The organism is Mesorhizobium sp. M7A.F.Ca.CA.002.09.1.1, from assembly GCF_003998555.1.
In the GTDB taxonomy this organism is placed as follows: Bacteria; Pseudomonadota; Alphaproteobacteria; order Rhizobiales; family Rhizobiaceae; genus Mesorhizobium; species Mesorhizobium ciceri.
In genome coordinates this window covers 1-6,729 of the sequence record NZ_RZRR01000234.1, presented here as the reverse complement: position 1 = coordinate 6,729, position 6,729 = coordinate 1, and the positions used below count along the sequence as shown (strand labels likewise).

Here is a 6,729-nt window from a genome sequence, read left to right as displayed (position 1 = left end):
AGTCCATCATGGACTTTCGGGGTTTTGCATTGTCGAACTGAACGCCGACATGGCGATCAACGAAATATGGCGAAGGACGAGTTCGATGAAAGCACGCGTAAAATGGGTCGAGGAACGCACCTTCGTCGGCGAGTCCGGTAGCGGCCACAAACTGGTGCTGGGAACCGCGCCCGGACCGGAAGGCAGGACGCCGGGACCGAGCCCGATGGAGCTGGTGCTGATCGGCACCGGCGGCTGTTCGGCCTATGATGTCGTGCACATCCTCGAAAAGGGGCGCGACGCGGTCGAGGACTGCGTTGTCGAGCTCGAAGCCGACCGGGCGGAAACCGAACCCAGAGTGTTCACCCGCATTCATATGCATTTCGTCGTCAAGGGCAGGCAACTCTCCAGCGACAAGGTGAAACGCGCGATCGACCTTTCGATCGAAAAATATTGCTCGGCCTCCGCGATGCTTGCCAAGACCGCCACGATTACCCACGATTTCGAGGTCATCGACACGACGGCGAGATAGAGCCGGCTTTGAGATTCTCGCCGCGTCAGCCTGTCAGCCCGCTATCAGCGCCTTGATGCCGTCGGCGACGAATTGCACGGCCAGTGCTGCCAGGATGACGCCGAGCAGGCGGGTCAGGATCGAGCGGCCGGTCTGGCCGAGGATGCGGTCTATGCGTTCCGACAGCACGAACACCAGATAGGTGATGGCAAGGCAGACGAAGATGATGCCGACCAGCGCCGCCTGCGCCGCAAAGCCTTGAAAGGAACCTGAGAGCAGCACAGTTGCCGAAATGGCGCCGGGACCCGCGATCAGCGGGATTGCCAGCGGGAAGGCGGCGATGTTGTGGATCATGTCCTTGGTGATGGCGACGTCGCCGATCTTCTCCTTGCGGTCCTGCCGGCGCTCGAACACCATTTCGAAGGCGATGAAGAACAGCAGGAAACCGCCGGCGACGCGGAAAGCCGGCAGCGTGATGCCGAACACCGACAGGATCGAGGCGCCTGCAACCGCAAACAGCGCCATCACCAGGAAACCGATGATCGAGGCGCGGACGGAAACCTGCTGGCGCTCCTCGCGGTTCATGCCGCGCGTCACGGCGAGGAACAGCGGCGCCAGGCCGGGCGGATCGATGGTCACGAGAATGGTGACGAACGCGTTGAACAGGCTGTCGAAACTCGGCATCTCTGACCCTCCCGCCGGGCCGTGCCCGTACCAGGATAATTGGTAGAGCAAAGCCCGTTCGGTGGGAACTGTTCGTGAGAAAGTGGTTGATGCCGGCGAGACAGCGGAGGGCGCAAAGGGTCGCGACGCTTTTATTCCGGGCTGCTGCATTCTTCGGCGATCAAACCGCTCGGCGCGCCAGGAACTCGACCTCCAGCCGCCATGTCGCGCCATTGTCGTGCGAGCGCTCGCCCAGCCATCGGAAGGCGTTTTCGGTGATGCGTGAAAAGCCCCAGCGTACGGAGCTACCGGTGCCGTCGGCGCCCACTTGCACGATCGTGTCACCCTCGGCGCGGCCGAGCTGGCGGCTGAAATACTGGTTGGGCGGGTCGCTCCAGAAGATGTGCCAGGCATCCGCGCCGGGATCATAGACGCGCAGCGTCGTGCCATAAAAAGTCCATTTGCCGAGCGAAGGCTGGGAACCAGTGTCCCGCGCGGGCAGGATCCAGACGTCCTGGATCGCCCGGCCTTCCAGCACCCAGCCGAAATGCACCTCGCCACGCCCTGTCAGCACCGTTCCGTCCTCGAGGTGGCGCGAGGCGTCGAAAGTCCAGGCGCCGACGAAGCGGCCGTAAAGGCTCAGTTTTTCGGCAAGGCCTTCGATCGGTCCGGGGCTATGCAGGGCATCGGCAAACGAAGATTGATCGAACATGGTTGTGGCCTCTTCTTGTCAGGAGATTGGGAGGGAATAGGCGGTTACGAGGTTCTGGGCTTGGGAAAAATTGCTATATTCCGGTCATGACAGCGACCACGCATACGCTCGCATCCGGACCCGGCTGGCATGTGGCGGATGTGATCTGCACGGCTAGCGCCGGCGACCGGCCGTTCGAGGAAGCGCATCAGGATTTCTGTGTCGCCGCGGTCACCAGCGGCACGTTTCGCTACCGTGCCCAGCAAGGCACGGCGATGCTGGCGCCCGGCGCGCTCCTGCTCGGCAATCCCGGCACATGTTACGAATGCGGGCACGAGCATGGCAGCGGCGACCGTTGCCTCTCGTTCCATTTCCGGCCGTCCTACATGGAACGGATCGCGGCTGGCGTGCCGGGCGCCAGGAAGCTGGCCTTCGAGGCGGCGCTCCTGCCGCCTTTGCCGGTCCTGGCGCCACTCCTGGCCGAGGCGGAAACCGCTCGCGAGATGGCCGACATCGACGCGTTCGAGGAACTTTCCCTGCGCATGGCCGGTGCTGCCGTGGCTACAGCCTCCGGCGCTACGCATGTCAGGCGCGCGCCGAGCCGCCGCGATCAAAAACGGGTTGCCGAAGCTGTGCGGCGCATCGAACTCGATGCAGACGGGCCGGTTTCCCTTTCAGCGCTTGCCGATGGGACGGCGACCAGTCCGTATCATTTCCTGCGCATCTTCCGGCAGGTGGCGGGCATGACCCCCTACCAATTCCTGCTCAGGACGCGATTGCACAGGGCCGCGGTGCGGCTACGCATGTCGGACGATACGGTTTCCGCGATCGCTTTCGGCGCTGGCTTCAGCGATCTGTCGACCTTCAATCGTCGTTTTCGGCGGATCATGGGGCAGACGCCAAGCCAGTATCGCAGCCGCCGTGGCGCATAGGTCGTTTCTGCTTGGTGAATCGGCCCGGTGCACCGCAAAGGCAGACACGCAGGCTTTTGCGTCAGGGCGGTGAAAACCGCCTTGGCCATATCGTCGCAATCATCGGTATCCATTTGAAATTACCATCAAAAATGACACTGGAAAAGTGCCGTGAAGGTTGGAGTTTCGGGCTTGCTTCCTATATAAGCACCAAGTGATTCCTGATTAGATTGTGATCCGATTTGACCGACCAGAAGACACCGCGCGGCGCCGACGGCGGCCCCACCGGCATCGAGCCGATATCCATCGTCGAGGAGATGCAGCGCTCCTATCTCGATTACGCCATGAGCGTGATCGTCAGCCGTGCGCTGCCGGACGTGCGCGACGGCCTGAAGCCGGTGCATCGCCGCATTCTCTTCGCCGCCCATGAGAGCGGCTACCATTGGAACCGCAAATATGTGAAGTCGGCGCGTCCTGTCGCCGACGTGATGGGTAAATACCATCCGCATGGCGATGCTTCCATCTATGACGCCTTGGTGCGCATGGCGCAGGACTGGTCGTTGCGCGTTCCGTTGATCGACGGGCAGGGCAATTTCGGCTCCATCGACGGCGATCCGCCTGCGGCGATGCGCTACACGGAAGCGCGGCTGACCAAGGTCGCGCACGAGCTCCTGGAGGATATCGACAAGGATACCGTCGATTTCCAGGACACGTATGATGCTTCCGGCAGCGAACCTAAGGTTCTGCCGGCACGTTTTCCCAACCTTCTGGTCAATGGCTCGGGCGGCATCGCCGTCGGCATGGCGACCAACATCCCGCCGCACAATCTCGGTGAAGTCTGCAATGGCGCCATCGCCATCATCGACAATCCGGCGATCGACCTGCCGGCGCTTATGGAGATCATTCCGGGGCCGGATTTCCCGACCGGTGGCATCGTGCTTGGCCGTTCGGGCATCTACAGCGCCTATTCGACCGGCCGCGGCTCCATCGTCATGCGCGGGCGCGTCAACATCGAACAGCGCGGCAACGACCGCGAGTCCATCATCATCACCGAAGTTCCCTACCAGGTGAACAAGTCGTCGATGATCGAGAAGATGGCTGAACTGGTGCGCGACAAGCGCATCGAGGGCATTTCCGATATCCGCGACGAGAGCGACCGCCAGGGCTACCGGGTCGTCATCGAGCTGAAGCGCGACGCCGTTGCCGACGTCATCCTCAATCAGCTCTACCGCTTCACGCCGCTGCAGACCTCTTTCGGCGCCAATATGGTGGCGCTGAATGGCGGCAAGCCGGAAGTGATGAACCTGACCGACATGCTGAAGGCTGTCGTCGCCTTCCGCGAGGAGGTGATCACAAGGCGGACGAAGTTCCTGCTGCGCAAGGCGCGCGATCGCGCCCATGTGCTGGTCGGTCTCGCTATCGCAGTCGCCAACATCGACGAAGTCATCAAGCTGATCCGCACCGCGCCGGATCCGCAGACGGCGCGTGAGCAGTTGATGGAGCGGCGCTGGCCCTCTGGCGACGTGGAATCTCTGATCCTCCTGATCGATGACCCACGCCACCGGATCAACGAGGACGGTACCTACAATCTGTCCGAGGAGCAGGCGCGCGCCATCCTCGAGCTGCGCCTGCAGCGCCTGACCGCGCTCGGCCGCGACGAGATCGCCGACGAGTTGAACACGATCGGCGCCGAAATCATCGATTATCTGGACATTTTGTCTTCCCGCGCGCGCGTCCAGCAGATCGTCAAGGACGAGCTTGCCGCCGTGCGCGACGAGTTCGGCACGCCGCGCCGCACCGAACTCACCGACGGCGGTTCGGACATGGAAGACGAGGATCTGATCCAGCGCGAAGACATGGTCGTGACGGTCAGCCATTCCGGCTACATCAAGCGCGTGCCTCTGTCGCTCTACCGGGCGCAGCGCCGCGGCGGCAAGGGCCGCTCCGGCATGTCGACCAAGGAAGAGGATTTCGTCACCCGGCTGTTCGTCGCCAACACCCATACGCCGGTGCTGTTCTTCTCCTCGCGCGGCATCGTCTACAAGGAAAAGGTCTGGCGGCTGCCGATCGGCAATCCGCAGTCACGCGGCAAGGCGCTGATCAACATGCTGCCGCTGGAGCAGGGCGAGCGCATCACCACCATCATGCCACTGCCCGAGGACGAGGCCAGCTGGGGCGAACTCTACGTGATGTTCGCCACCACGCGCGGCACCGTGCGCCGCAACGATCTATCCGACTTCGTCCAGGTCAACCGCAACGGCAAGATCGCCATGAAGCTGGAGGAAGAAGGCGACGAGATCCTCGGCGTCGAAACCTGCACCGACAAGGACGACGTGCTGCTGACCGCCAGTTCCGGCCAGTGCATACGCTTCTCCGTCGGCGACGTGCGCGTCTTCCAGAGCCGCAATTCGGTCGGTGTGCGAGGCATAACCATGGCCGAGACCGACCGCATCATCTCGATGTCGGTGATCGAGCATGTCGATGCTTCGCCGGCGGAACGCGCCGCTTACCTGAAGCGCGCGGCGGCGGAGCGGCGGCTTGCCACGGAAACGGCCGGAGAAGAGGAAGAGATCGCGCTGACCAATGAGGAGATCGGCGAGGAGACAGAGCTTTCCGACAGCCGATACGAAGAACTCAAGGCGCACGAACAGTACGTGCTGACGGTGACCGAATTCGGCTACGGCAAGCGTTCGTCGTCCTATGATTTCCGGCTGACCGGACGCGGCGGCAAGGGCATCCGCGCCACCGACGTGTCGAAGGCGGCCGAGATTGGCAGGCTGGTGGCGACCTTCCCGGTCGGCAATGACGACCAGATCATGCTGGTGTCGGACGGCGGCACCGTCATCCGGGTGCCGGTCAACGGCATTCGTTTCGCCAGCCGCGCCACCAAGGGTGTGACCATCTTCAACACGGCTGAAGGCGAAAAGGTGGTTTCGGTCGAGCGGATCTCTGAACCGCAAGCGGACGAAGAAAGCGAAGAAACCGTCGAGGGCGGTGCCGATGCCGCTGCGGCGTCTGACGCCGGTCCGGAGGGTGCGGACTAAGTCCGGCACCCAGGTTTTGACATGGCAACGCCGGCCAGCTGGCCGGCGCGGCAGCAAGTCCAGGCTTTATCAGTAGTGGCGATATGGCTTACGCGGGCCGAAGCCTTCGAAGCGCTTGGTGTTTGCCTTGACGCGGATGCGTTGTGCCTCCTGATGCAGCCCAAATACGGTGGCGATCAGCATGGCGACGGTCATTGCGGTGGCGAGCATGTAGATCAGCATGTGCGTGTTCTCCTGCGCCTAACAACGGATAGATGGGATTTTGGTTTCATCTTATTAAGGTGCAACCTAGTGAACGCTGCGTGAAGGCTTCGTGATCAGCGTGTTCATCTGTCGTTCATGTGCCGGAAAAGGTTCACGGCCGGCGCCCCGATCGGATTTGCCTTTGCGAGAGAGGCTCGCTAGAGCCTGTTCCATCTTGGTGGACGGAAGACGGAACAGGCTCTAGCTTTCATTTGAGCATGATCTCTAGGACAAACGAAAAACCGTTTGTCCGCAAAAACCGGTTTCCACTTTTTGGGATCATGCATTAGAAGCACCTGCCATGACCGAACGCATCGCCCTCTATGCCGGCTCCTTCGACCCGCTGACCAACGGCCATCTGGATGTGCTGAAGGCTTCGCTGGCCGTGGCCGACATCGTCTATGCGGCGATCGGCATCCATCCGGGCAAGCAGCCGCTGTTTTCCTTCGAGGAGCGGGTGAAGCTGATCGAGACGGCGGCGAAGGCGGAATTCGGCAGCGATGGTGCCCGTATCAAGGTCGTCGCCTTCGAGGGGCTGGTCATCGACGCCGCCAGGAAGCACGGCGCCTCGATCATGATCCGCGGCCTGCGCGACGGCACCGACCTCGACTATGAGATGCAGATGGCCGGCATGAACGAGACTATGGCACCTGAGTTGCAGACGGTTTTTCTGCCCGCCAGCCCGTC

General features: G+C 62.2%; 7 protein-coding genes. 4 read left to right on the top strand and 3 right to left on the bottom strand.

Annotated features, from left to right (window positions below; all coding sequences use genetic code 11):
• Positions 1-85 precede the first annotated feature (85 nt).
• Positions 86-511 (top strand): OsmC family protein, encoded by a 426-nt coding sequence (locus EN994_RS12815; RefSeq protein ID WP_063167937.1) that lies wholly within the window; start codon positions 86-88, stop codon positions 509-511.
• 33 nt (positions 512-544) lie between these two features.
• On the opposite strand, the gene EN994_RS12810 is transcribed toward EN994_RS12815, so the two are convergent.
• Complete coding sequence (locus tag EN994_RS12810) at positions 545-1,174, bottom strand: MarC family protein (protein WP_013531832.1); 630 nt, start codon at positions 1,172-1,174, stop codon at positions 545-547.
• A 160-nt stretch (positions 1,175-1,334) separates the two neighbouring features.
• Positions 1,335-1,865 (bottom strand): hypothetical protein, encoded by a 531-nt coding sequence (locus EN994_RS12805; protein WP_063167938.1) that lies wholly within the window; start codon positions 1,863-1,865, stop codon positions 1,335-1,337.
• Between the two features lie 86 nt (positions 1,866-1,951).
• Between EN994_RS12805 and EN994_RS12800 the strand changes: the two genes are divergently transcribed.
• Positions 1,952-2,776, top strand: a complete 825-nt coding sequence (locus EN994_RS12800) for an AraC family transcriptional regulator (RefSeq protein ID WP_063167939.1) — start codon at positions 1,952-1,954, stop codon at positions 2,774-2,776.
• Between the two features lie 221 nt (positions 2,777-2,997).
• Positions 2,998-5,799, top strand: a complete 2,802-nt coding sequence (gene gyrA / locus EN994_RS12795; RefSeq protein ID WP_127307572.1) for a DNA gyrase subunit A — start codon at positions 2,998-3,000, stop codon at positions 5,797-5,799.
• Positions 5,800-5,868: 69 nt separating this feature from the next.
• On the opposite strand, the gene EN994_RS12790 is transcribed toward gyrA, so the two are convergent.
• A complete protein-coding gene (locus tag EN994_RS12790) occupies positions 5,869-6,021 on the bottom strand; it encodes a hypothetical protein (protein ID WP_081714296.1) in 153 nt (50 codons plus the stop codon).
• Between the two features lie 322 nt (positions 6,022-6,343).
• Here EN994_RS12790 and coaD point away from each other — a divergent pair.
• On the top strand, positions 6,344-6,729 hold a 386-nt coding region (coaD, locus tag EN994_RS12785; RefSeq protein WP_127307571.1), incomplete at its 3' end, for a pantetheine-phosphate adenylyltransferase.

Excerpts from the sequence above, each read along its gene's own strand:
- EN994_RS12800 (WP_063167939.1), top strand. The coding sequence starts at position 1,952 with ATGACAGCGACCACGCATACGCTCGCATCCGGACCCGGCTGGCATGTG.
- EN994_RS12790 (WP_081714296.1), bottom strand. The coding sequence starts at position 6,021 with ATGCTGATCTACATGCTCGCCACCGCAATGACCGTCGCCATGCTGATC.
- EN994_RS12810 (WP_013531832.1), bottom strand. The coding sequence starts at position 1,174 with ATGCCGAGTTTCGACAGCCTGTTCAACGCGTTCGTCACCATTCTCGTG.
- EN994_RS12815 (WP_063167937.1), top strand. The coding sequence starts at position 86 with ATGAAAGCACGCGTAAAATGGGTCGAGGAACGCACCTTCGTCGGCGAG.
- EN994_RS12805 (WP_063167938.1), bottom strand. The coding sequence starts at position 1,865 with ATGTTCGATCAATCTTCGTTTGCCGATGCCCTGCATAGCCCCGGACCG.